This is a genomic window from Marilutibacter penaei, from assembly GCF_014145395.1.
GTDB lineage: Bacteria > Pseudomonadota > Gammaproteobacteria > Xanthomonadales > Xanthomonadaceae > Marilutibacter > Marilutibacter penaei.
Map to the genome: position 1 here is coordinate 151342 of NZ_JACHTE010000004.1, position 24747 is coordinate 176088.

The 24747-nt window shown below is 70.0% G+C and carries 18 protein-coding genes and 2 pseudogenes; 11 read left to right on the forward strand and 9 right to left on the reverse strand.

From position 1 onward, the window contains the following. The first annotated feature begins 56 nt into the window (after positions 1–56). Positions 57–878 carry a pyrroline-5-carboxylate reductase gene (gene proC, locus H4F99_RS06645; protein ID WP_182668946.1) on the forward strand — a complete coding sequence of 274 codons (822 nt, stop codon included), beginning with the start codon at positions 57–59 and terminating at the stop codon, positions 876–878. A gap of 4 nt (positions 879–882) precedes the next feature. Beyond that, complete coding sequence (locus tag H4F99_RS06650) at positions 883–1374, forward strand: DUF4426 domain-containing protein (protein ID WP_182668947.1); 492 nt, start codon at positions 883–885, stop codon at positions 1372–1374. Positions 1375–1392: 18 nt separating this feature from the next. Here the strand turns inward: H4F99_RS06650 and H4F99_RS06655 are convergent, their stop codons facing one another. The 3 genes from H4F99_RS06655 to H4F99_RS06665 form a co-directional block, all read right to left on the reverse strand. Next, a complete protein-coding gene (locus H4F99_RS06655; RefSeq protein ID WP_246371421.1) occupies positions 1393–2211 on the reverse strand; it encodes an ABC transporter substrate-binding protein in 819 nt (272 codons plus the stop codon). A gap of 100 nt (positions 2212–2311) precedes the next feature. Next, positions 2312–2914: a pyridoxamine 5'-phosphate oxidase gene (gene pdxH / locus H4F99_RS06660; protein WP_182668948.1), complete on the reverse strand. Its 603-nt coding sequence runs from the start codon at positions 2912–2914 to the stop codon at positions 2312–2314. A gap of 75 nt (positions 2915–2989) precedes the next feature. Next, the gene (locus H4F99_RS06665; protein WP_182668949.1) at positions 2990–3193 is read right to left on the reverse strand and encodes a dodecin family protein; all 204 of its coding nucleotides are present in this window, start codon (positions 3191–3193) and stop codon (positions 2990–2992) included. Between the two features lie 106 nt (positions 3194–3299). On the opposite strand from H4F99_RS06665, the gene H4F99_RS06670 reads away from it, so the two are divergent. From H4F99_RS06670 to hemE, 4 genes are read left to right on the forward strand one after another with little or no spacing between them, the layout of a single operon-like run. After that, positions 3300–3842 (forward strand): shikimate kinase, encoded by a 543-nt coding sequence (locus tag H4F99_RS06670; protein WP_182668950.1) that lies wholly within the window; start codon positions 3300–3302, stop codon positions 3840–3842. Further along, positions 3839–4945 carry a 3-dehydroquinate synthase gene (aroB, locus tag H4F99_RS06675; protein ID WP_182668951.1) on the forward strand — a complete coding sequence of 369 codons (1107 nt, stop codon included), beginning with the start codon at positions 3839–3841 and terminating at the stop codon, positions 4943–4945. Before H4F99_RS06670 ends, aroB begins: the two co-directional genes overlap by 4 nt. Before the next feature lie 40 nt (positions 4946–4985). After that, positions 4986–5243, forward strand: coding sequence for a WGR domain-containing protein (locus H4F99_RS06680; protein ID WP_182668952.1), 258 nt, complete (start codon positions 4986–4988; stop codon positions 5241–5243). Between the two features lie 36 nt (positions 5244–5279). Beyond that, complete coding sequence (gene hemE, locus H4F99_RS06685) at positions 5280–6356, forward strand: uroporphyrinogen decarboxylase (RefSeq protein WP_182668953.1); 1077 nt, start codon at positions 5280–5282, stop codon at positions 6354–6356. A gap of 65 nt (positions 6357–6421) precedes the next feature. Here hemE and H4F99_RS06690 read toward each other — a convergent pair whose 3' ends face one another. Both H4F99_RS06690 and H4F99_RS06695 read right to left on the reverse strand, forming a co-directional pair. Beyond that, positions 6422–6991 carry a copper chaperone PCu(A)C gene (locus H4F99_RS06690; RefSeq protein ID WP_182668954.1) on the reverse strand — a complete coding sequence of 190 codons (570 nt, stop codon included), beginning with the start codon at positions 6989–6991 and terminating at the stop codon, positions 6422–6424. Between the two features lie 115 nt (positions 6992–7106). Further along, positions 7107–10652 (reverse strand): hybrid sensor histidine kinase/response regulator, encoded by a 3546-nt coding sequence (locus H4F99_RS06695; RefSeq protein WP_182668955.1) that lies wholly within the window; start codon positions 10650–10652, stop codon positions 7107–7109. A 147-nt stretch (positions 10653–10799) separates the two neighbouring features. Between H4F99_RS06695 and H4F99_RS06700 the strand changes: the two are divergent. The 3 genes and pseudogenes from H4F99_RS06700 to H4F99_RS06710 all read left to right on the forward strand — a co-directional run. Continuing rightward, a pseudogene (locus H4F99_RS06700) lies at positions 10800–11453 on the forward strand (YceI family protein); the annotation flags it as partial. A gap of 122 nt (positions 11454–11575) precedes the next feature. Further along, complete coding sequence (locus H4F99_RS06705) at positions 11576–12133, forward strand: cytochrome b (RefSeq protein WP_182668957.1); 558 nt, start codon at positions 11576–11578, stop codon at positions 12131–12133. A 14-nt stretch (positions 12134–12147) separates the two neighbouring features. Beyond that, complete coding sequence (locus tag H4F99_RS06710; protein ID WP_182668958.1) at positions 12148–12702, forward strand: YceI family protein; 555 nt, start codon at positions 12148–12150, stop codon at positions 12700–12702. 4 nt (positions 12703–12706) lie between these two features. Here the strand turns inward: H4F99_RS06710 and H4F99_RS06715 are convergent, their stop codons facing one another. Then, positions 12707–12928, reverse strand: a complete 222-nt coding sequence (locus H4F99_RS06715) for a glutaredoxin family protein (protein WP_182669113.1) — start codon at positions 12926–12928, stop codon at positions 12707–12709. A gap of 125 nt (positions 12929–13053) precedes the next feature. On the opposite strand from H4F99_RS06715, the gene H4F99_RS06720 reads away from it, so the two are divergent. After that, on the forward strand, positions 13054–14436 hold the full coding sequence (locus H4F99_RS06720; protein WP_182668959.1) for an L-serine ammonia-lyase: 1383 nt from the start codon (positions 13054–13056) through the stop codon (positions 14434–14436). Between the two features lie 78 nt (positions 14437–14514). Here the strand turns inward: H4F99_RS06720 and H4F99_RS06725 are convergent, their stop codons facing one another. Then, entirely contained in the window at positions 14515–16335 is a 1821-nt protein-coding gene (locus H4F99_RS06725) for a S8 family peptidase (protein WP_182668960.1), read from the reverse strand. 137 nt (positions 16336–16472) lie between these two features. Further along, positions 16473–22112 (reverse strand): annotated as a pseudogene (locus H4F99_RS06730) (ESPR-type extended signal peptide-containing protein); the annotation flags it as partial. Positions 22113–22413: 301 nt separating this feature from the next. Here H4F99_RS06730 and H4F99_RS06735 point away from each other — a divergent pair. After that, a complete protein-coding gene (locus H4F99_RS06735; RefSeq protein WP_182668962.1) occupies positions 22414–23802 on the forward strand; it encodes a sensor histidine kinase in 1389 nt (462 codons plus the stop codon). On the opposite strand, the gene H4F99_RS06740 is transcribed toward H4F99_RS06735, so the two are convergent. Then, complete coding sequence (locus tag H4F99_RS06740) at positions 23778–24485, reverse strand: response regulator transcription factor (RefSeq protein ID WP_343064157.1); 708 nt, start codon at positions 24483–24485, stop codon at positions 23778–23780. The genes H4F99_RS06735 and H4F99_RS06740 overlap by 25 nt on opposite strands. Between the last annotated feature and the right edge of the window lie 262 nt (positions 24486–24747).

The window sequence follows — 24747 nt, forward strand, 5'->3', positions numbered from 1 at the left end:
CGCGGCGTCGCCATGTCTATGGGACTGGATCCGGCTTGAAAGAGGAGCATGCCTGCATGAGTACCCCGACAATCGCCTTCATCGGTGGCGGCAACATGGCCCGCAGCCTGATCGCGGGCCTGATCGCGCGCGGCACCGACCCCGCCCGGGTGCGCGTCGCGGACCCGTCCGATGCCCAGCGCAGCGGACTGGAGTCCGAGTTCGGCATCGCGACCTTCTCCACTGCCGAGGCCGCCACCGAAGGCGCATCGGTGTGGATGTTCGCGGTCAAGCCGCAGGTGATGAAGGGCGTGTGCGCGGATCTTGCCGGGCGCGCCCAGGCGACCCGGCCCCTGGCCGTGTCGGTCGCAGCCGGGATCACCTCCGCGCAGCTCGACGGCTGGCTCGGGGGCGGCCTTCCGGTGGTCCGGACCATGCCCAACACCCCGGCCCTGCTGGGAGCGGGCATCACTGGCCTGTATGCCAATGCACGCGTGGACGCGGCCCAGCGCGAAATCGCCGACACCGTCCTCGCGACCGCGGGCGAGACGGTATGGATCGACGACGAAGCGCAGATGGACGCGGTGACCGCGGTGTCCGGAAGCGGTCCCGCCTATGTGTTCCTGCTCGCCGAGGCGATGCAGGACGCCGGCACGGCCCAGGGCCTGCCGCCCGAGACGGCACGCAGGCTCGCCACCCAGACGTTGCTGGGGGCGTCGCGCATGCTGGCCGAGTCGGGCGAGACCGCGGACGTACTCCGCAAGCGGGTCACCTCGCCCAACGGCACCACCCACGCCGCCATCGAGACCTTCGAGAGCGGCGGCCTGCGCGCCCTGGTCGAGGCGGCGGTCGCCGCCGCCGCGAAGCGTGGCGGGGAACTCTCGGCGGCCAACGACTGACGCCATGCGGCTCTCCCGGATACCCCGCGCGGTCCCCCTTCTTGCCGGTCTGCTGCTGGCGGCCTGCGGCGGTGGGCAGGCCCCGCCCCCGGGGGTGGAGGCGCAAGCGCCGATGCAGGAGGATGCGGTCGCGCATATCGGCGACGACGTGCGGGTACGCGCCAGCGTGCTGCCGACAGCGCGGCTGAACGCCGCCGTCGCCGCCCAGTATGGCGTGACGCCGTCGCCCGGCACGGTGCTTGTGCTGGTGGGCGTTCGGCAGGGTCCGGAGACGGACGAAGCGGCGCTCCCCGCGACGCTGGACGCCCACGCCTTCGACCTGCGCGGCGTACGCCAGGACCTGCCGTTACGCCCGGTGTCCAGCGGCAACCTCTTGGATTACGTGGGGGTGGTCTGGATCACGCCGCCCGACAGCCTGCGCTTCGATATCGACGTACGGCTCGACGACGGCAGGCGCACCCGCCTGCGCTTCAGCCGTGACGTGTTCCCGGAGTAACGCCGGGGCCGTCGCCCCTCACCCCTGCCCGCGGCCCCAGGCCTGGATGCGCGCCGCGATCGCACGCACGCCATCGGTCAGTGCCGCCGGCCCGGGCTGCAGGATCAGCGGTGACTTGATCTCGTGCAGCTCGCCGTCGCGGACGGCCGGAATGGCATTCCAGCCGGGGCGGGCCGCCACCTTTTCAGGACGGAACTTCTTGCCGCACCAGGAGCCGAGGATGATGTCGGGGGCCCGTCTTGCCACCTCGCCCGGGTCCTCGAGGATGCGCTGTTTCGCAAGCGGCTCGGCAGCGCGCTCGGGAAACACATCATCCCCACCCGCGATGCGGGTCAGCTCGGCCACCCAGCGGATGCCGGTGATCAGCGGCTCGTCCCACTCCTCGAAGTAGACGCGCGGGCGCCGGGGAAGCTTCGACGCCTCCTCTTCGATGGCCTCCAGTCCCCGCTGCAGGGTGTCGGCCCATGCGTCGGCCTTGCCAGCGACGCCCACCAGCGCACCGAGCCGGCGGATGTAATCGAGAATCCCCTCCACGCTGCGGTGGTTGGCGATCCAGACCTCGATGCCCGCGCGGATCAGCTCGGCGGCGATGTCGGCCTGGATATCGGAGAACCCGACCACGAAGTCGGGCTTCAGCTTCAGGATCTCACCCACCTTCGCACTGGTGAACGCGCTGACCTTGGGCTTCTCCCTGCGGGCAATGGCCGGACGCACGGTGAAGCCACTGATGCCCACGATGCGGTCCTGCTCGCCGAGTCCGTACAGGGTCTCGGTCGGCTCCTCCGTCAGGCAGACGATGCGGCGCGGGCCCTGCATCACCGGAAACGGACGTCGCATATAGGGGCCGCCCCCGCGAGCGCGCGCTCGTCCACTTCCACCGGCAAGCGCCTTTGCGCGGGAAGGGGCTCCAACGGCCGCGGTCGCACGGGCAGGGTCCTCACGGATAGAGCATCCGCTTCGACCAGTCACCGACCGGGTCGCATTCATAGAGGTGGCGTTCGTGGAGGCGGAAATCCGCGCCGTACCAGAATTCGATCCGGTCTGGCCGCACACGCAGGCCCGTCCAGCGCGGCGGGCGTGGTACCGCACGACCCTCGAACTCCCGGTCGGCCTGCGCGAGGCGCTCTTCGAAATCCGCCCTGGCCTCCAGCGTTTCCGACTGCTTCGACGCCCACGCACCGAGCTGGCTGCCACGCGGACGCGTCGCGAAGTACGCGTCCGCCTCGTCCTCGGCCACCTTCTCGACCGCGCCCTCGATCCGCACCTGCACGCCGTTGCGCACCCGCGGCCAATGGAACAGCAGCGCCGCATGCGGATTGGCCTGCAGCTCGAGGCCCTTGCGTCCGTCCAGGTGGGTGTAGAACACGAATCCACGCGCGTCGCAGGCCTTCAGCAGCACGATCCGCGCCGAAGGGCGTCCGTCGCGACCGGCCGTGGCGACCGTCATGGCGGTCGGGTCCGGCTCAGCGGCCGCACGGGCCTCCTCGAACAGCGTGTCGAAGGTCGCCAGGGCTTCGTCGAACAATGCGGGGACGGTCATCGTCTTGGATCCGCGCAACAGGGGGTGGGCGAAGCCTACCGCCCGGGCCGCGGACCGGCCAGCCCGACCGGCCGCCTACTCGACGACGAAGGTCACCTTCAGGTTGACCCGCCACTCGATCACGGCACCATCGGGCGCCGTGACGACCTTGATCTCGTTGACCCAGGCGCCCTGGATGTTGTTGACGGATTCGCTGCATTTCTTCAGGCCGACCTTGACGGCGTCTTCCATGCTGGTCTTCGATGCGGCATTGAGTTCGATCACCTTGGCGACGGACATGGGGTTCCTCCTGGGTGACGGCGCAACGCGCCGGGTAACGCACACCCTATGGTTTCCGCTGTAAAGGCTGCGCGATCATCGTCCGCCGGTGACCTACAATCCCTGCATGAACCCCGCCCGCACCCTTGTCCTGGTCGGCCCCACCGGCGCCGGGAAGTCCACCCTCGCCCCCATGCTCGCCCGGCACTTCGGCCTGGCGCTGTTCGACGTGGACCGCGAGATCGAGCGCGAGGCCGGACAGTCGATCCCGACGCTCTTCGAACACGAGGGCGAATCGGGCTTCCGCACGCGTGAAACGGCCATGCTGCATCGCCTGCTGGACGGCGGCGACGCGCTGCTGGCGACCGGTGCCGGGATCGTCCTGGACGCAGGCAATCGGCACCGGCTGCGCACCCACGGGTTCGTCGTCCACCTGCATGCCACGCCGGCGCAACAGTTGGCGCGGCTGGCCGGCGACGGCCAGCGTCCGCTGCTGCAGCGCCCCGACCGGGAACGCGTCCTGGAGGCCATGGCCGAGGCCCGGGACCCGCTGTACGCCGAAGTCGCCGACCTGGTGTTCGATACCGGCGACTTCGCGTTGGACGGGGCGGCAACCGCCCTCATCCAGCGACTCGACACACATTGGCACAGGAACGGAGTTCCGGCATGAAGGCTGACCAGACCGTCGGGGTCGGCGGTGCGAACCCCTACCTCGTGCGGATCGCACCGGGGCTGATCGACGATGGCGAGGCATTGGCCGCCGCACTGCGTGGGCGCCATGCGCTGGTGGTGAGCGACGACAACGTCGCCCCCCTTTATGCGGCACGCGTCGAAAACGCGCTCACCGCCGCCCGCCCGGGACTGCGCGTGTCGCGCTGGGTCATGCCGGCCGGCGAGCACGAGAAGACCCTGGCGCGCTTCGCCGAATGCGTCGAGGCGCTGGCCGCGCTGGGCGCCACCCGCGATGCCGCGGTGGTGGCCCTCGGCGGCGGGGTCGTCGGCGACCTCGCTGGCTTCGCGGGTGCCTGCTGGATGCGCGGCATCGACGTGATCCAGGCCCCGACCACGCTGCTGGCGATGGTCGACTCCTCGGTCGGCGGCAAGACCGCGGTCGACCTGCCCACGGGCAAGAACCTCGTCGGCGCCTTCCACCCGCCGCGTGCCGTGCTGGCCGATACCACGGTCCTGCAGACCCTGCCGGGGCGCGAACTGCGGGCCGGGCTGGCGGAGGTGGTCAAGTACGGGGCGATCTTCGATGCGCGCTTCCTGGACTGGCTGGAGGGCCACGTGGACCCGCTGCTCGCCCTCGACGACGCAACCATCGCCGAGGCCGTCGCGCGGAGCTGCCGGTTCAAGGCCGAGGTGGTGGAGCGCGACATGTTCGAACAGGGCGATCGCGCCCTGCTCAATTTCGGCCACACCTTCGGCCACGCGATCGAGACCGAACAGGGATACGCCGGCGCGAGTGGCGCCGGCCTCAATCACGGTGAGGCGGTCGCGGTTGGCATGGTGCTGGCGGCGCGCCTCTCTGCCGACCTGGGGCTCGCACCCGCGGCGGACGCGGAGCGCCTGACGGCCCTGCTGGAGCGGTTCGCCCTGCCGGTGTCGGTACCCGGTGGGCTCGCGCCCGAGGCACTGCTGGCGCGCATGCGACTGGACAAGAAGGCCGACGCGAACGGCCTGCGTTTCATCCTGTGGGAGCGCGCCGGGTCCGCGCGCGTGGTCCGCGACGTACCGGATGACGCGGTGCTGGCCGTGCTGCGGGGGCGCTGAGTTCTGATCGTCGGCGCCCGAGGCCGTACAATGCGCGCCCATGCGACTGCTCATGCAACAACGTCCCGACGCCTCCGACGACGCCCCGCGCTTCGTCCAGCTGTTCCTGCAGCCCGACCTGCTGGGGGGCTACACGCTGGTGCGCGAATCGGGGCATATCGGCGGCCGCAGCACGGTCCGCCGGGAACAGTTCCTCGACCAGTCGAGCGCCTTCGCAGCGCTCGAGAAGATCCGCGACCAGCAGGTCAAGCGGGGTTTCCAGGTGATGTTCACCCAGGGCGCGAGCGCCCCGCGATGAACCGGGCCCCCGCCCACGTACGCCACGAGTAGGCCCATGTCCCACGCCCCCCTGAAGAACGACCGTTTCCTCCGCGCGCTCCGTCGCGAGCCCGTCGACCGCACGCCCGTGTGGCTGATGCGGCAGGCCGGCCGCTACCTGCCCGAGTACCGCGCGACCCGCGCGCAGGCCGGCAGTTTCATGGCGATGGCGACGAACCCGGACCTCGCCTGCGAGGTCACCCTGCAGCCGCTGCGACGGTTCCCGCTGGATGCGGCCATCCTGTTCTCGGACATCCTGACGATCCCGGATGCCATGGGCCTGGGCCTGCACTTCATCCAGGGCGAAGGCCCGAAGTTCGAGCGGCCCATCGCCGGTCCGGACGACATCGCCCGGCTGGCCGTACCGGACATGGAAGACGACCTCGGCTACGTGATGGCCGCCGTCCGCACGATCCGCCGGGAGCTCGACGGACAGGTGCCGCTGATCGGATTCTCGGGCAGCCCCTGGACCCTCGCCTGCTACATGGTCGAGGGCGGCGGCAGCAAGGACTTCGCGAAGGTGAAGTCGCTGGCATTGAACCATCCCGACGCCATGCACCGGCTGCTCGGGGTGGTGACCGACGCGGTCATCGCCTACCTGGCCGCCCAGCGCGCGGCCGGCGCGCAGGCGCTGCAGGTGTTCGATACCTGGGGCGGCGTGCTCTCGCCCACGATGTACCGCGAATTCTCGCTGCGGTACCTCCAGCGCATCGCGAGCGAACTGGATCGCGGGCACGGCGACGACCGCGCGCCGCTGATCCTGTTCGGCAAGGGCAACGCGGCCTGGCTGGGCGAGCTTGCCGATACCGGTGCGGACGCGGTGGGCGCCGACTGGCTGGTCGACCTGGGCGAAGCCGCGCGCCGCACCGGCGGCAAGGTCGCCGTGCAGGGCAACCTCGACCCGGTCACGCTCTACGCTCGCCCGGAAGCGATCCAGCGTGAAGTCCGACGCGCGCTGGACAGTTGGCGCGACGGCAACGGGGGTTCACGCGAGGGCCATGTCTTCAACCTGGGCCACGGCATGTCGCCGGACATGGACCCCGACAGCGTCGGCGTGCTCATCGACGCGGTGCATGCCTTCAGCGCCCGCTGAGCCGACGACGGCAGTGCGGGCCCGGGGCGACGCCCGCCTCCGGGCATCGCCGCTCGCCCGTGCGGCTAGTGGTGGTCGTGGTGCCCGCCCGCCGGGCCGCGGGTATCCAGCGGCAAGACCTCGAACTCCACCTCGACTGGACCTGCCTGCTCGAAGCGCAGCGTGGCGGGCACGCGATCGCCTTCGGCGAGCATGCGCACGGGATCGATGAACATCAGGTGGTAGCTGCCCGGTTGCAGCTCGATCGCCGCGCCCGCGGCCACCGGCAGGCCATCGGCCAGATGGCGCATCTGCATCACGCCGTCGACCTCGAGCATCTCGTGCATCTCGACCCGCGCCGCGTCCGGCGTGCTGATCTCGACCAGGCGGTCGTCGCTTCCGCCGTCGTTGTGGAGCGTCATGAATCCGCCCGCCACCGGTGCGCCCGGGGCCATCGCACGGATCCATGCGCCGTCGACCCGGAGGCGGGCTTCGGCTGCGGGTGCGGTGCCGGGAACGGATGCGGTCTGGGACGGCTCTGGCACTGAATCGACCGCTGGCCCGGGCTGGTCCGCGCACCCCGGGAGGGCGAGGCACGCCACGAGCACGGCGGGGGCGAGGCGGAGCGTACTGGGGATGCGAAGCGAAGCCTTCATGGCGGTGTCTCCTGATAATCGGGGGCGAAGATGGATCAGATCGTGCGTCGAGTCCAGCCACCGCGGGCCTGTTTTCGGCTTCGCGACGCGGCAAGGACGCGAAGCCCGCCGGGCGTCACGATCGTTTCGTGATGCCCGCCAGTGCCTGCCGCAGCATCGCGCCGGTCAGCGGCTTGCGCAGGAAGGCATCGAACCCGGCCGCCATGGCTTCCGCCTCCGCTTCGCCGTCGGCGCGCGCGGTGATCGCGACCAGGGGATGTTCGAAACCCTGTCGCCGCAGCTGGCGAGCCAGCGCGAGGCCATCGAGGCCGGGCAGGTCGAGGTCGAGCAGGGCGGCATCGAACCCCCGTGACTGCACCTCGGACAACGCGTCCAGCGCATGGCCGGCATGCACGACGTGATGCCCCTGGCGTTGCAGCAGCCCGGTCACCACCTCGGCCACCGTAGCGTCATCCTCCACCAGCAGCAGCTCCAGGAGCTCGCCGTGCACCATGCGCGCAGGCGATGCCACGGCCTCCCCGCAGGCGGCCTCCGGCAGTGGCAACCAGACGTCGAAGCGGGCGCCTCGTCCCGGTTCGCTCTCCACCGTGATGCGCCCGTCCATCGCCAGCGCCAGCTCATGGCAGATCGCCAGGCCCAGGCCACTGCCGCCGTAGCGCGTCGTGGTGCGGGCACCGTCCGCCTGCTCGAACCGGTGGAACAGCCGGGCCTTCTGGCCGGCCTCAAGTCCAGGCCCGGTATCCTCGACGCTGAATCGCACGCCTCCGTCGGCGGGCGCCGTGACCGACATGCCGACCCGGCCGACATCGGTGAACTTGACCGCGTTGTTGAGCAGGTTCAGCAGGATCTGGCACACCCGCTTGCGATCGCCGGACACCGAGCGCGGCACCTCCGGCGCGATGCGCACGCCGAAGTCCAGCTGTTTCTCCAGTGCCAGCGGCTCGACCAGCACCGCCGCTTCCGCCACCAGCGCCCGCAGGTCGAACGGCGCGGGGTCCAGCTCCAGCTTGCCGGCCTCGATACGGGCCAGGTCCAGCGCGTCGTTGACCAGTCGCAGCAGGTGTTCGCCCGCCTTTCCGATGGCTTCGGCATAGCCGCGCTGGCGCCCGTCGAGGGGCGTGTCCAGCAACAGCTCGCTCATCCCCAGCACACCGGTCAAGGGCGTGCGGACCTCATGGCCCAGGGTGGCGAGGAAACGCGTCTTGGCCTGGGAGGCCTGTTCGGCCACCTCGCGTTCGTGCTCGATGCGTTGCTGGGCCTGCTGCTGCCTCAACCGGCCCCGGTACGCATCCGCAAGCCACCACGCCAACAGCGCGGCCAGCCCGGCGAACCCCGCCCAGGCCGGCGGCGTCCGCCACCAGGGCGGCTCAACCCGGAAGCGCAGCGTTCGCTCCGCGGCGGCGTTGCCGAGCGCGTCGACGGCGCGCACGTGCAGCACGTGATGGCCGGGGCCAAGGCCCGCCAGGATGCGCTCGCCCCGCCGGCCGTGGGCGACCCAGTCCTTGTCGTCTCCGTCGAGCCGGGTGAAGTACCGGCTTTCCTCGGGGTTGTCGAACGCGAGCAGCCGGAACGCCACCCGCAACTCACGGTGGTCGGCCGGAAGCGACGCCAACGCACCGGGAGTCAGTGCGTGCCAGTCGCCCTCGCGCCGCACCTCCACCTCCCCCCACTGCAGGCGGGGCGCCAGCGGTGCCGGATCCCGCGCACGCGTGTCCACCACCACCACGCCACCGTCCTCGACGGCACCGACCAGCAACCCTTCCGGCGTGAGCACGGTGGAGTGGTCCACGAACTGGTGGCTGCTGAGTCCGTCGGCCAGGCCGAAGCGGCGCATGTGCCAGGCCGTGGGATCCCACCGGTACAGCCCCCGGGCCGTCGCGAGCCAGACGCGGCCCCGCGCATCCACGTGCAATCCCATGCCCTCGACCGCGGGAATGCCTTGGGCCGAACCGACACGCGCGTCCCGCTGCCACCCGTCGCCGATCCGGCGGTACCGCTCCAGACCGGCCAGGCGCTGGATCCAGAGCGTGTCGGCGCCATCGAAGTCGAAGCCGAACACGCGTTCCTGGCCCAGCCCGTGCGGTGGCTCGAAGCGCCTCCGCGCGGCATCCCATCGGCGCAGGCCGTCCTCGCCGGCGATCCACACCCGCCCTTCCGCGTCGAATCCCAGGGCCTCGACGTCCCCACGCCCCAGCCCGTGCGCGTCGCCGACCGGGATTGACGTCAGCACCTCGCCGGTGCCCGGGTCGCGCTGCTGGACGCCACCGCCACTGCTGACCAGCCAGAGGCTGCCGTCCGGACCGGTCTTCATCAGCGGGATCGCGCCGCCGAAGGTGGCATCGACGTCCGACGCGGGCGACCACTCCCGCGCCACCCCTTCCGCACCGACCTGCAGCAGGCTGCCGTGCAGGCCGGCGGTGCCCAGCCAGACACGCCCATGACGATCCTCCGCGATGGAGGTTGGCCGCCAGCCCGCCAGGGCCGCGCGGATGTCGGGATCGGTCGGATGCAGCTGGCCGCGTGCGTCCAGGAAGTCCAGCTCCCCACGTTCGCCGATCATCCACACGCCGCCGTCGGCCGAAGGCACCGTGCCGAGGTACAGGGAACTGGTCAGCCCGGTCTCGCGCGAGAGCTGGACGGCGGTCCTCCAGTCCGGCCGGAGCAGCCCCAGGCCCCGGCCCGCCACCGGCATCCACAGCGCACCGTTGTCCTGTGCGTGGATCTGCTGCACCAGGCGGGTCGGCCCGTGCAGGGCCACGCCGGCCGGGACGGGAACCTCGCCGGGCGCCACCTGCCAGATGCTGCGCTGGGTCCCGATCCACAAGTGGTCATGGGGGTCGCTGGCGATACTCAACGCCGCGTTGGGCCGCGCGAACATGCCGGACCACGACAGCGCGGCCCAGGCGCCGTCCGGCTGCATGCGGTGGAGGCCGTCCGCGGCCCCCACCCAGAGCCCGTCCTGGCGGGCGGTCACCGAGTAGACGAGGCCGTCCGGGACCTCGCCGGGCAGGGCCACGCGGCGGAATGCAGTGCCATCCCAGGCCGCGAGGCCGGCGACGGTCCCGACCCAGAGCGTGCCGGTATCGTCGAAGGCGAGCGACGTGACGGTCTCGGCAGGCAGGCTGGTCGGGTCGCCTTCGCGGGGCATGAAACGCACGATCCGCCCGCGCCCATCCAACCGGTGCAGGCCGCCGCCATAGGTGCCGAACCAGATCTCGTCGCCGCGACTGGCGATCGCGAACACGTCGTCGCTGCCGATGCGCGGATCGCCCGACATCCGGTAATGGGTCAGCTCGCGGCGCCCGGCATCGATCATGCTCAGGCCACGCGTTTCCACCGCCGCCCACACGCGGTTGCGGGCGTCGACGTGGACCACCGTGATCAGGTTGCCGGGCAGGGAGGCAGGATCGGCGGGGTCGTGTCGCCACACCCGCATCCCGGTACCGTCGTACCGCGCAAGGCCATCGGTGGTGGCGACCCAGATGTAGCCGTCCCGGTCTTCGGTGATCCCGTTGATGTAACTGGACGGCAGCCCGTCTTCCACCCCGATGATCCGGGGCCGGGGCACGTCGGGCATGCGAGCCTGCGCATGCGCCCAGCCCGACACCGCGGCCAGCACCGCGACCAGGGCCGCGCGCCAGGCGATCCATCGAAGAGCCATCGGTTCCCTCCCTCCTGCGCGCACGGACGATACCGCAAACCGGCCAGGGCCGTCCGTTGCACCGGGGCAACGCTGTTTCGCCCGCGTCGCGGGTGCAGCGGACGCCGGGATTGCTATCGTGTACCCGGTCGCACCCGGGAGTGCCGCATGCACTGGATCCGCCTCCTTGTCCTGTTCACCGTCGCTTCGGGCCCCCTCTCGGCCCGCGCCGCGGACCCGACCGCGTGGTCGCTCGATCCAGTACACACCCGGGTTCTGGTCGGCGTGGGACACGCCGGCTTCTCCCAGGCGCTGGGCACCGTTTCGGGCAGCACCGGCGCCCTGCTGTTCGAACCGGGGGACTGGACCTCGGCCCGCCTGGATGTACGGGTTCCGCTGCAGGCCCTGGATTTCGGGGACGCGGCCTGGAACGCCGCCGTCCTCGGTCCACGGCTGCTGGATGCCAGCGCCCATCCCGAGGCCCGCTTCGTTTCCGACAACGTCATCGCCAGCGGCGAACGGCAAGCGCGGGTATGCGGCACCCTCGAGCTGCGCGGCCAGGTGCGCCCCCAGTGCCTGGAGGTGACGATGAACGCGGTCGACCGGCATCCGATGCCGCCGTTCCGCCGTACCGCCGGATTCTCGGCAACCGCGACGCTGAGCCGCTCGGATTTCGGCATCGATGCGTGGTCGACGATGATCGGCGACACGGTCACGCTGCGGATCGAGGCGGAGGCCCTCCGTGACCGCAGCGCGGCGGAGACCTTCCGCACCTCGTCGGATCCCACGCCCCCGCCGGCCGGCGCGACCACTGACGCGGGCGTAACCCCGGCGGCACCCGGCTCGAATGACATCGAAGCCGCCGCACGCGAAGCCGCCGAGTCCGAGTCCGAGTCCGAGTCCGAGTCCGAGTCCGAGTCCGAGTCCGAGAAGGAGCCCACGCCATGACGCTGAAGAACACCGAGCATCGCTGGGGCGCGGTCAGCCAGGGGTTGCACTGGCTCATCATGCTGCTGATCCTCGGCCTCGCCATCGTCGGACTCAGCCTGGATGCGCTACCGCGCTCGCCGAAGTACTTCTGGGTCTATGACCTGCACAAGTCGACCGGACTGCTGGTGCTGGCGCTGGTGATCGTGCGCCTGGGGTGGCGGCTGTACGCGGGCACTCCGCGGCCGGTCGCCGGGACGCCGCCGTGGCAGGCGGCGATCGCCGGAGCCACCCATTGGATCCTCTACGGCCTCATCCTCGCAATGCCCCTGTCGGGGTGGCTGTACGACTCGGCCAGTGGATTGCGGCCGCTGAAGTGGTTTGGCGTCGCTACCGTCCCCAAGCTGTCGCCCCCGGACGAGGGCCTGGCCGACCTCGCCCGCGACGCGCATGAATGGCTGTTCTGGGTACTGGTCGCGCTGGTCGCCCTGCACGCCGGCGCCGCGTTCTACCATCACGTCTTCCAGCGCGACGAGACCCTGCGGCGCATGCTGCCGGGACGCCGCGCCCCCTGAGCACCGGAGTTGCCATGTCCTTCCATCGCCTGGCCCTCGCCGCCGCCCTGGCCCTGCCGACACTGCCCGCACTCGCGGCGGAGTATGCGCAGCAACCCGGGTCGGCCCTGACATTCGCAAGCAAGTACGACGGCGAAGTCTTCGTCGGACGCTTTCCCGACTTCCGTACGACCCTGCATTTCGACCCGGCGGACCTGTCGTCGGCACGGCTCGACGTCGCCATCCCGCTGGCAAGCGCCACGACGAAGAATGCCGACCGCGACGAAACGCTGCTCGGCGCCGACTTCTTCTTCGTCAGCCGGTTCCCCGAAGCCCGCTATACCGCCACCGCGTTCCGCCGGCTCGACGATGGGCGCTACGCCGCCGATGGCACCCTGAGCCTGCGCGGCATCAGCCAGCCGGTGACACTGACCTTCGAGTGGACACCGGGCGAGGCCCCGGTGCTGAACGGCCAGGCCAGCGTGCCCCGCCTCGCCTTCGAGGTCGGGGCCGGCGACTGGGCGGATACCGACACCCTGCCGGACGCGGTCGCGGTCAGCACCCGCGTCGTGTTCAGGAGGGCCGACTGAGCGCTCAATCGCCCAGGAATGCCGACAGGCGGCCGGCGTCGAAGGGCCAGTCCAGTTCCCGCCCGTCACCCTGGCGGAGCACCGGCACGCGGGCGCCGTAACGCGCCTCCAGGGCCGGCACGTCGTCGATGAACACGCTCTCGAAGTCGGGGGCACGCACCGCGGCGAGGACCTCCAGCGCGAGGTCGCAGAGATGGCAGTCGTCGCGCTGGTAGAGCACCAGCAGCGACGGAGGCTGAACGCTTGGGGCAGTCTTCACGGCGGCGGAACGGACGGTAGCGGAGGGACCGGGGCGGGCCCGTAGAATAACGGGTTACCCGCTTGCCATCCCTCGCGGGCCCAGGAGTCCCCATGGCTGTCAGCTGTTTCGACCTGTTCAAGATCGGCATCGGTCCGAGTTCGTCCCATACCGTCGGCCCGATGCGCGCCGCCGCCCGTTTCGTCGAGCGCTGGCTCGTGGACAACGGCGACCTCGAGCGCACCACGCGCCTGCGCGCCGAGGTCTTCGGCTCACTGGCCCTGACGGGCCGGGGCCACGGCACCGACAAGGCGGTGCTGATGGGGCTGGAGGGCCACTGGCCCAACCGCATCGACCCCGACGTCATTCCCGGCGCCTTGGAACGCATCCGCGCCGACAAGCGGATCCTCCTGCACGGCGCCCATGAGATCGACTTCGACGAGAAGCACGATCTGATCATGAACAAGCGGCAGAAGCTGCCCTTCCACACGAATGGCATGCGCTTCACTGCCTTCGACGCGAGCGGCGAGGTGATCGCGACGCGCGACTACTACTCGGTCGGCGGTGGATTCGTCGTCAACCAGGACGAAGCGGCCGAAGACCGCATCGTCGCCGACACCACCGAGGTGCCCTACCCGTTCGCGTCGGGCGACGAACTCATCGGCACGGCGAAGAACACGAGCATCACCATCGCGGCACTGATGTATGCCAACGAGGAATGCTGGCGCTCCCGCGAGGAGATCGACCAAGGCCTGGACGAGATCTGGGAGGCCATGCAGTCCTGCGTCAGGCGCGGCATCCGCGAGTCGGGCACCCTGCCCGGCGGCCTGCATGTCTCGCGCCGCGCGCCGACGCTGCATGCGGAGCTCTCGTCGCGACCCGAGTCGGCGATGCGCGATCCGCTGACCACGCTGGACTGGGTCAACCTCTACGCACTCGCCGTGAACGAAGAGAATGCCGCCGGGGGCCGCGTGGTGACCGCGCCGACCAATGGCGCCGCGGGCATCATCCCGTCGGTGCTGCACTATTACGACCGCTGTATCCCGGGCTCTACCCTGCAGGGCGTGCGCGACTTCCTGCTCACCGCCGCCGCGGTCGGCATCCTCTACAAGGAGAACGCCAGCATCTCCGGCGCCGAGGTCGGCTGCCAGGGCGAAGTCGGCGTCGCCTGCTCGATGGCGGCGGCCGGACTGACCGCCGCGCTCGGCGGCACGCCCGGACAGATCGAGAACGCGGCCGAGATCGGCATGGAGCACAACCTCGGGCTGACCTGCGATCCGATCGGCGGGCTCGTGCAGATTCCCTGCATCGAACGCAACGCGATGGGCGCGGTGAAGGCGATCAACGCCAGTCGCATGGCGATGCGCGGCGACGGCAAGCACAAGGTCAGCCTCGACAAGGTGATCAAGACCATGCGCGACACCGGCCGCGACATGCGCGACAAGTACAAGGAGACGTCGCGCGGTGGACTGGCGGTGAACGTGATCGAGTGCTGACGCCGGCGATCGCCGCATGGAGAGGGAGCGAGGCGGTTTCCCGCCCCGCTCCCGTCTTGCCGGTCGGTTCCGGGTCTGTCAGTAGAGGCCCAGCAGCGTGACGTTGCTGAATGCCGTCTCGCCCACGACGCGCACGAAGTAGTTGCCGGCGGCGGGGTTGGTGATGACCACGGCTTCGTTGTTGCCCGGGCGCGCCGACTTGCGGTCATGGTCGGCTTCCGATGCCGGGCGGTCGTAGGCCACGTAGATCGAGACGTCGCCGCTGCCGCCGTAGGTCCGCAGGTTGAGGCTGCGGGTCCCGGCGGGAACCGTGAGCTGGTACAGCGTGCCGTCGCCGGCCGCACCCATCAGTCCCGTTTCCGGCACGCGGTTGGGAAGCGGCGTGGCATCCTCGGACGGAAGCACCTCGGTCGCGTTGGCGACCGCCAGCGCGGCATTGAGGATGCCCGGGCCCTGCGGCTTGTTGCTCGGCGGCGCAACGGTGAACGGCGAAACGCTCGCGCGGAGCACGTTCTTCACTTGCGCCGGGGTGAGCGGATCCAGGCCCGCGGAGACCGCGGCAGCCTGCATCAGGGCCACGGTCGCGGCCACGTGCGGCGCCGCCTGCGAAGTGCCGATCATGCCGAGGATCGCATCACCCTCGGGGCTCGGTACCGGCTCGGCTTCGCTGCTGTTGCCAAGCGACCAGATCCAGCGGTTCTCGGGGTCCGTGCCGCTGGTGGCGTTTCCGCCCGGCGCCGACAGCGTGACGGGCGCGCCATAGTTGGAGAAGTACGACCGCGCGCCATCGCTGCCCGAGGCGCCGACCGTGATCACGCCCTCGCAGCTGGCGGGCGAGAAGTTGGTCGCGTCCATGTTGTCGTTGCCGGCGGCAACCACCACGGTCACGCCCCGGCTGATCGCGCCGTCGATCGCCGCCTGCGTCACCGGGTCCTGGTTGCACTTGCGCTCGCCGCCCAGGCTGAGGTTGATCACTTCAGCCGGGGTCGGGTTGTCCGGAACTCCGTCGACGCTGCCACCGGAGGCCCAGGTGATGGCGTCGGCGATGTCGGAAGTGTAGCCGCCGCCACGACCCAGGACGCGGACCGGCTGCACCTTCGCGTTGAACGCAATGCCCGCGAGGCCGAAGCCGTTGTTCGTCACCGCGGCGACGGTGCCGGCCACATGGGTGCCATGCCAGCTGCTGATGTCCTTCGCGGTGAAGTCGCCCGGGTCATGCGCATCCGCATCACGGCCGTCGCCGTCGCCGGCAACCGCGGGATCGTTGATGAAGTCGTAGCCGGGGATGATGTTGGCATCGAGATCGCGATGGTCGACATAACCGGTGTCGAGCACCGCGACCACCACGCCCTCACCGGTCGAGGTATCCCACGCCGTGGGCGCATGGATGCCGACGCTGGTGTTCTGGAAATCCCACTGCAGCTCTTCGAAATAGGTGTCGTCGGGGACGAAATCCATGGCGTGCTTGAGGAAGTCTTCCTGCACGTACTCGACGGAGGGATCCGCCCTGAGCTGGTCGACCAGGCGCGCGGACTCGACGCGATCCAGCTTGCGCGACACGCGAACGACCTCGGCGCCCGTGGAGAGCCGTCGGATGTGCTCCGCACCCAGCGCCGAACGCGAGTCGGCACGCACGCCGGCCCTCGTCGCCGCGGCGCGGACATTGCCCGCGACGTCGACCCGAGCCGCCCGTGCGGTGCTGCTCGTGCGGTACTTGACGATGAAGCGGTCGTTGCCGGCGACGTCGTTCGCACCGGACAGGGTCGCCATCGGCCGGACCTGCTGCTTCATGGGAGGCATGGCAGACGGGCCGGCCGCGAGTGCGGTGCCGGCGCAGAGCGCGGCCACGATGGCGGCGGCGAGCGGGGCCTGGACGGCCTTGTGGAGCTTTGTCTTCATTGCGTTTTCTCGTTTGTCTTGCCAGAAGGGGCATCAGGAAACAGAAGCGCCCATCGCCGTGCCTGCCGGCGGGCCTTACCCGATGCTTGGATGGAGAAGGAAGTCGGTCGGGGCGATCCTTCGCCCCATCTGATCGATTACCAGCCGAAGCCCACGCCGACGCCGGCCGAGGACTCGTCGCTGCTGAAGGAGCCGCCGAAGGTCACCGTCGCGCGGTCGGAAATCGCACGCTGGTAACCCACGGACAGGGCTTCCTCGCCGCCCTGGAAGCCCACGCCGACACCGACCCGGTTCTGCGTGCGCACGCCCGCCGCACTGACGGCCATGTTCACCATCGCGGCATTCATCGCACCCATGCGATCGATCCGCTGGTCCTGGTCGCCGAGGCGCGCCCACACGTCTTCCTGCAGCTGGCCGAACTGGTCGTTCATCGCCTGCATCTTCATGTCGGTGTAGGAGTTGGCCGATTGCAGGGTCTGGGTCGCCGTCGAGTCGGTGTAGGCCCTGGCCGTCGAGACGGACTGGCTCGCGACGGTGTCCGCATAGCCGTTGGCACTGGCCAGCGTGGCGCTGTCGCCCGCCTGCACCTGACCCACGTTCGCGGCGTCGGTGTCCGCCACGCCATCGGCGACATGGGTCACCTTGCGCTCGTTTCCAGTGCTGCCCACCGACACCGTGTTGGCCTCGTCCGCGATCGAGCCCTGGCCCAGAGCCACGGCGCCTTCGGCCGTTGCGCTGGCGCCCTGGCCCACCGCCGTTCCGGATGCCGAGGTCACGGATGCATCGCCACCCACGGCGACGGCATCGGTGGCCACGTCGGCGACGGTGGCGTTGTTGCCCACCGCGGTGCCGTTGCTCGCGCCCACGACCGCGCTGTTGCCAACGGCGGTATCGTCCACGTCCTGGGCATGGCTGCCGGTGCCGACGGCCACGCCGGCGCCGGTCCCGGCCACGGGCGCGTTGCCGTTGCCGTTGCCGTTGCCGTTGCCATTGCCATTGCCGTTGCCATTGCCATTGCCGGGCTTGGTCTCGAGCGTCGTGACCCGCTCGTCGAGATGGCTCAGGGCCTGGTCGACGGCGCCGAAGGCATCGCCGACGTTGCCATAGCTCCCGCCCTGGATGGCGTAGGTGGGCGCGACCATCATGCCGTCGGCCCCGATGGCGGCACCGCCACCCAGTGCCTGGACGACAGAGTCCATCTGGGAGACATTCACGGCATCCATCGCCTGCGTGCCGGCCTTGACGTTGCCGACCGTCGTCCCGTCCTCGCCAGCCAGCGTCACGCTGCCCTTCTCTTCGTCGTCGTATCCGACCAGGCCTTCCACGTCGACGCTGGCATCGGCCACCGCCGCATCGAGCTGCGCCTTGTTGACGGCATCCATGGCTTCGACACCGTCGGCGACGTTGCTGATCCGCGTGCCTTCCGCGCCGTCCAGCGTGATCGCGCCATGCGCCTCGTCGTCGTACGCCACGACATGCGCGATCGTTCCGGTAACGGCACCCAGCTGGCTCTCGATCGAGCCGACACGGGTGTTGGTCTCGAACAGCTGGCCACCGTTGACGGCATCCGTGCTGCCTTCGGCGACCTCGCCGGCGGCGACGTTCCGCAGCACGGTGCCTTCCGCGCCCTGGAAAGTCACACTGCCCTTGTCGGCGTCGTCGTACGCCACCGCACTCGACGCGAGGGTATCCACGTCACCCGCCACCGCGTCCAGCTGCGCCTTGTTGACAGCGTCGGTGTCCTCGGTGCCCGCGGCCACGTTGACCAGCTGGCGCTCGCTACCGGACGAGCCGATCGAGACGCTGTCCGCACGATCCGCCACCGAGCTGGTGCCCAGTGCGACGCTGTTGGTGGCGCGGGCGCTGGACCAGTTGCCGATCGAAAGGCTGCCTGCCGAAGTAGCGGTGACGCGCGCCGCCCGTCCGATTGCCATGGCGTCGTCAGCGAAGGCCGTCGCACCCGCGCCGATCGCCGTCGCGCCTTCGCCGGGCGTCGAGGCGCGGTAGCCGATGGCCGTGGCCCAGTCCCCGTAGGAGACTGCATTCCCACCGACCGTGGTGGACATGTCACCAATGGCCCGGCTCCAGTCACCCAGCGCCGTGGTCGACGCGCCACTCGCCGTAGCCGCGAGACCGAAGGCGGCGGCGAATGCACCGCTGGCATCGGCGTTCATGCCAACCGCCACTGCGCCCAGACCCGTCGCCGAAGCCGGCACGAAGTCACCGCTGATGCCACCACCCGGTCCTTCGTGCGGACCGAAAGCGGTGTACTGCGTGGCCTCCGAGAGCTGGCCCACGTTGACCGCGTCGGTCGCTTCCGAACCGGCCGCCACGTTCGTCACCTGGCGCTCGTTGCCGACGCTGCCGACGGACACGGTGTTCTCGCGGTCCGCCACGCTCCCGTAGCCGATCGCCGTGCTGTAGGCCTCCAGCGCGGTCGCGCCGCTCCCAAGCGCCGAGGACCCTTCGCCCAATGCGAGGCTGCCGCTTCCGACGGACGTCGTGTACGCACCATCGGCATAGCTGTTCGCACCGTAGGCGCTGCTCTCGACGCCATTGGCGACGCTGTTCGCGCCCGCCGCCACCGACTGCTCGCCCAGTGCCAGCGCATCGTCGCTGCCGTCGCCCGCGCCCTGCGCGTCCAGGTAGTGGTTGGCGTCGCCCATCGCGTCTTCAAGCTGGGCCACGTTGACCGCATCGGTCGCCTCGGTGCCCGCCGCCACGTTGGTGATCTGCCGCTCGGTGCCTTCCTTGCCCACCGATACGGTGTACTCGCGGTCCGCGACCGCTCCGGCCCCCAGGGCCACCGAATAGCCGGCACCCTCGGTCACCATCGAGCCGACGCCCACCGCGGCACCGCCGTACGCCTTCACGTTGCTGGCCCAGCCCAGCGCCACGCCGTAGTCGCCGAGCACGTAGCTGCGACCACCGATCGAAATGCCGAAATCGGAGCGGACATAGCTCAGCGAGCCGTGGGCGATGCCGAAGCGACCGTCGACCTCGGCCAGCGCACCGGTCGCGATGCCGCCGAAGGCTTCCTCGCGCACCAGTGCACCCGGGCCCAGTGCCGTCGACGCCACGCCATGTGCCTCGGCGCTGACCAGCTCGCCGTTCGGACGCCCGAAGAACACCGTGCCCGCGTCCACCACCGCGCCCAGCGCCACGCTCGAGCTGCCGGCAATGCTGCCGTAACCGATCGCCGACGCACCGTCCGGCGCCGCGTTGGCATAGCCGCCCACCGCCGTCGACAACCGGCCGCCCTGCGCCTGCACACCGATCGCGGTGGCCTGGTTGCCGATCGCCTGGGCCCCGTAGCCGTTCGCGACGCTGAACGCGCCGGTCGCCGTGCTCGCCGTGCCGATGGCACTGCTGCCGTCCGCCAGCGCGTTGGCCGCATAGCCCACCGCGGTCGAGTCGGCACCCATCGCATTGGCGCCGCTGCCCAGCGCCGACGAGCCGTCGCCCAGCGCGAAGCTGCCACTGCCCACCGCCGTCGTGTACGCACCGTCGGCATAGCTGTTCGCACCGTAGGCGCTGCTCTCGATGCCGTTGGCGACGCTGTTCGCGCCCGCCGCTACCGACTGCTCGCCCAGTGCCAGCGCATCGTCGCTGCCGTCGCCCGCGCCCTGCGCGTCCAGGTAGTGATTGGCGTCGCCCATCGCGTCTTCAAGCTGGGCCACGTTGACCGCATCGGTCGCCTCGGTGCCCGCCGCCACATTGGTGATCTGCCGCTCGGTGCCTTCCTTGCCCACCGATACGGTGTACTCGCGGTCCGCGACCGCTCCGGCCCCCAGGGCCACCGAATAGCCGGCACCCTCGGTCACCATCGAGCCGACGCCCACCGCGGCACCGCCGTACGCCTTCACGTTGCTGGCCCAGCCCAGCGCCACGCCGTAGTCGCCGAGCACGTAGCTGCGACCACCGATCGAAATGCCGAAATCGGAGCGGACATAGCTCAGCGAGCCGTGGGCGATGCCGAAGCGACCGTCGACCTCGGCCAGCGCACCGGTCGCGATGCCGCCGAAGGCTTCCTCGCGCACCAGTGCACCCGGGCCCAGTGCCGTCGACGCCACGCCATGCGCCTCGGCGCTGACCAGCTCGCCGTTCGGACGCCCGAAGAACACCGTGCCCGCGTCGACCACCGCGCCCAGTGCCACGCTCGAGCTGCCGGCAATGCTGCCGTAACCGATCGCCGACGCACCGTCTGGCGCCGCGTTGGCATAGCCGCCCACCGCCGTCGACAACCGGCCGCCCTGCGCCTGCACACCGATCGCGGTGGCCTGGTTGCCGATCGCCTGGGCCCCGTAGCCGTTCGCGACGCTGAACGCGCCGCTCGCCGTGCTCGCCGTGCCGATGGCACTGCTGCCGTCCGCCAGCGCGTTGGCCGCATAGCCCACCGCGGTCGAGTCCGCGCCCATCGCATTGGCCCCCGAGCCCACCGCCGACGAGCCGTCGCCCAGCGCGAAGCTGCCGCTGCCCACCGCCGTCGTGTACGCACCATCGGCATAGCTGTTCGCACCGTAGGCGCTGCTCTCGACGCCATTGGCGACGCTGTTCGTCCCGGTAGCGGTGCTGTCCTCGCCGGCCGCCAGGCTCATCGAGCCCACGGCGGTCGAGCCATCGTCCAATGCATTGGACGAGCCACCGATTGCAGTCGCGCCCTCTCCGTCCGCGCCGGCAAGCTGGCCCAGCGCCACGGCCTGTTCACCGCTGGCATAGGTCGACTCGCCGACATCGGGCTCACCGTCACCGTCCGCGTCCGCCCACTGGCTGCCGCCGATGGCGACGGTGCCGTTGCCGTCGGCGTAAGCGTGCTGTCCCACCGACACCGCCTGCTCGCCATAACCGACGGCGTTGTACCCGACACCAACCGCGCCATTGCCGATGGCGAACGACACCGGGCCCACGGCCACGCCGTTGTCGCCTTCCAGCGCGCGTGACTGGGCACCCAGCGCGATGCTCTGGTAGCCGTTGGTACCCGCTCCCATGCCCGCGACCAGGCTGCCGGCGCCATAGGCCTCGGTTTCGGCACCGATGGCAACGGCCCCGTTCTCCGCGGCGATGCTGGACGCCCCCATCGCGATGGCCGCCTGGCCTCCGGTTGCATAGGCGTGCGAGCCGATCGCGACGCCATAGGCGCGGGCGATCGAGCCTTGCCCGACCGCGGTGCTCGCGTCTCCCGCGGCGTTCGAGGTATGACCATAGGCGGTGCCGCCAACGCCGGTGGCGTTCGAAGACGCACCGACGGAAGTCGACGAGTTTCCGTTGGCATTCGCGCTGTTGCCCATCGCCACGGTGTTGCGACCGGACGAGGACGCGTTCTGCCCGACTGCCACGGCGCCCACGGCTTCGAAGGTGGGACCGTAGTCGCTTTCCCACGGCTGCGTGGCGGCACCGCTGCCGATGGCGATCGCGCCCGTGCCCTGCGCATCCGCATCGTCGCTGCCGTCGCCCTTCCCGTTCGCCTTCACGTACGCGGGATCGAACGCATTGGCCGATGCCTGGTGATCGGCGTCAGCACTGCCGGATGGGATCTCACAGCCCTCCGTCGCCGCCCGCTGCTCCTCGGTCAATGCCGCGCAGGGGTCGGCGGCCGCTGCCACGGGCGTGGCCGCCATCACGGGTGGCGCGGCCAGGAGGAGGCCGCCCACCAGCACCGTCGCGAGGCCCGTCGCCGCCGCCATGCCGCGCCGGCCGCCCGCGGACTTTCCGCGTCCAGATGCTTTTTCCGAAGCCACTACCAGCATCTGGCGCGAGGGACACCAGACGAGACTGAATACCTTGTTCATTGCCGCGTTACTCCTGCCGTTTACCGTGTTGCAGGCGGCGGAAGGCAACGGGCATGAACGGGGGAACGCGAATGCCGCACTGCATCGCCTGCAGTTCGAAGATGATTCGCCCCCGCCATGGGCATTGGAACGGGATGCGAATTGCGTCATCGTCCCGTCACCAATCGAAGCTATGGCCCGCGGCACCGCCTTGTCACGCGCGGCTTCTCGCTGAATACTCACGGCTTCTCACGTCGCCGTGACATGAAGCACGTTTACGCGGTGACGGTTTCGAAGAGTCCGCGATCGCATGCCCCGAACCTTCATCGACTGGCTTCGCCGCGCCCCCGTGCGCAACGCCATCGACCGCCAGAACGCGCCAACCATGCAGGTCCTGCTCGCCTTCAACGGGGCGACGCTCGCCCTGAGCTGGCTGTGGCACCTGACCGCGCATGAGATCCCGGACGAGTGGCGCTTCGTGTTCGCCATGGACATCGTCACGATCGTGGTGGCCTTCATGGGAGTCGCACTGATACGGCTCGGGCGCTTCAGGGTAGCGGTGAAGCTCTACCTGGCCTGCCTGGTCGCGTCCAACTTCCTGACATACCGGCAGCTCGGTGCCTCGGACATGCTCATGGACCAGGCGACCATGATCCTGATCCTGGTGGTCAGTGGCCTGGTGCTGGGGCGACGCGCACTGTGGACCGCGTTCGGTCTGGTGGTCGCCATCCTCGTCACCGGTTTCGTCACCGATTGGCGCGCGTTGCCCGCCGGCATGGCATGGAACCGCACCGATCTCGTCAATGCACCCGGCCTCTTGCTGAGCTACACCGTCATCACCCTCGTGCTCGACCGCACCGTCGATGCGCTGCGACGCAGCCTCGCGCAGGCCGACGCGCGCAGCCGGGCCCTGCGCCGGGAAGTCGCCCAGCGCGAACGTGCCCAGGCGCAGTTGATCCAGTCCCAGAAGCGCGAAGCCACCGGACGGCTCGCAGCCGGCGTCGCCCACGATTTCGGCAACCTGCTGAACGTCATCAAGGGGTTCACGACGCAGCGCGACGCCAGTGCCACGCTATCCGATGCCCAACATGCGCGGGCGATGGAAGAAGCACTGGAAGGCATCGAGGACGTCGCCGATCGCGGCATCGCCACCACCCGCAAGCTCCTGACCTTCAACCGGGAAGACGAGCTCACGCTGGAGTGGTTCGATCCGGGCGCGGTCCTGCAGAGCCTGCGACCGGTGCTTGCCCAGCTCTTCCCGCCCACGGTACGCCTCGAGATCGCAGCAGAACCGTCGCCGTGGCGCATCCACCTCGACAAGAACGAGTTCGAGCTGATGGTCCTCAACATCGCCGCCAACGCGCGCGACGCCATGCCCGAGGGCGGTCACTTTCGCATCGACGCGGCAACCTCGGGCGAACACCGCTTCGAAATCCGCTTCGCCGACGACGGGAGCGGGATGGATGCGACCACGCGCGACCGCGTCTTCCAGCCGTTCTTCAGCACCAAATCCCCCGGCCAGGGCACCGGGCTGGGACTTTCCGTGGTCCATGACCTGGTCACCTTGGCCGGCGGCACGATCGGCCTGGAGACTGCGCCCGGGCAAGGCACCTGCGTGCGGATCCTGCTGCCGGCGAAGCGCACCACGCCCGACCTACCGCCTTCCGACGCCCGTCAGGCCCCCAGCGCCAGGACGTAACCGCGTCCGTGCGCGGCGCTCAGGGGCAATGGGCACCCCGCCACGCGTTCGACCTTGCGTCGCAGGCGATGGAGCAGCGAATCCAGCCGGTGCGGGTCGTAATCGTGCACGTTGTCGGTGAGTGACGCGATGATGTCCTCACGCTGCACGATCTCGCCATCGTGCCGGGCCAGGAGGTCCAGCACGCGACGCTCCGCTTCGGTCAAGGCGACCTCCGCGCCCTCCGGGCTGGACAGCACCCAGCCCCCCCGCATGAGCTGCCAGCCGTCCGCTCGGGGGGCGACAGGCGGCTCAAGTCGCCGCGCGACGCTGTACAACGTCGCCGCCAGCAGGTCGAGCTCGACCGGCTTGGCGAGATAGGCATCCGCACCGTCGCTCAGGCCGCGTACGCGATCCGGGGTGCCGTTGCGGCCCGTGAGCATGACCACGCCCATGGCGGGATGGGAGGCGCGCACCTGCCGCACGACGGTGAAGCCATCGGAGTCAGGCAAGCCGACATCCAGCACCAGCAGATCGAAGCGTTCGCTGCGCAGGAAGCCATCCAGCTCAGCCGCCGTCTCCATGCTGGTCACCGTGAAACCGAAGTTCCGCAGGCCCGGTTCGAGTACCCGCTCGCGCAGCAACCGGTCATCCTCGAGCAAGGCGACCCGCAGCGATGCTTTCGGCTCTGTCTGGGCGCCCACGTCCATCGATCCTCTGGAGAGACCTCCATGGCGATGGTAACCGACGCCCCGCCGGCGCCTTGGACAACACGCCGATGTCCCCCAGGACCTGACGATTGACCGCAAGGTCAAGAATTCATCTGTGAACGCCTACACAATCCTTATGAAATAAGGTTGACAACGATATCAATCAGGCACAGCCTCGCGGTCACAGGGGCGGAGATTGCGTTCGGCGTGTGTCACACGCGCGGATCTCGAAGGAACCGGCATGGCCTGGCGCCAG